This is a genomic window from Salinimicrobium oceani, assembly GCF_012037645.1.
Genome location: NZ_JAAVJR010000160.1, coordinates 1 through 672, shown reverse-complemented (window position 1 = coordinate 672; position 672 = coordinate 1). Strand labels below are relative to the sequence as shown.

The window sequence follows — 672 nt, the reverse complement described above, 5'->3', positions numbered from 1 at the left end:
TACAAAATTCTTCTAAGTCGTTGTTGCTTTGGTACAACTGAGGGAATTCATTTTTAATTTTTTCTATTTCGTCTGTTGAAAATTCTTTTATAGATAATGCTTCTATATGCTTTTTCAAATTATCTATTGGAAATTCAACTATTTTGTTGTTAATATAGGCAAGTTTAGCAGCCATGTTGACGGGTAATCCTCCGATGCTTTCTCCTTGTTTTGCTAAAACCATTTCTTTATCGGAATCAGTTAATTCATAAACATCAAATATTTTTTTATTGATGATGGCTTCATTTAGAAGTATTCTTGTATTAAGGTTATTTTCTATATCAAAAAAAGATTTCACCCTTTTTTTTAAGTCTGCTTCTATCCCTGAGTAAAAAGGAGTTTGTGAAAATTCAATATTTATCCAGCTAAAAGAACAAAGGAATTTTCTAAGTGCAATATTCATATCTGCCATTGTTGACACCTCTTTTCGAATTTCCTCATTTGGTTTTACGAATGGAATTCTTTTCAAATCACCTTGTGTGGTATTAACAGTAGGATTAAGACAATCAGTTAAATAGTAGGACATTTGGGAGTTTAAAAAAGCTAAACAATATCTCACATCTTCAAAATTTTCAGAAGGGTAAATCCCAGGTCCTGCGCCACTTATAATTTGATTTACAGGCATGTATCTGA

General features: G+C 30.7%; 1 pseudogene. It reads right to left on the bottom strand.

The window, feature by feature from the left end:
* Positions 1 to 664: pseudogene (locus tag HC175_RS16015) on the bottom strand (BREX-1 system adenine-specific DNA-methyltransferase PglX); the annotation flags it as partial.
* Between the last annotated feature and the right edge of the window lie 8 nt (positions 665 to 672).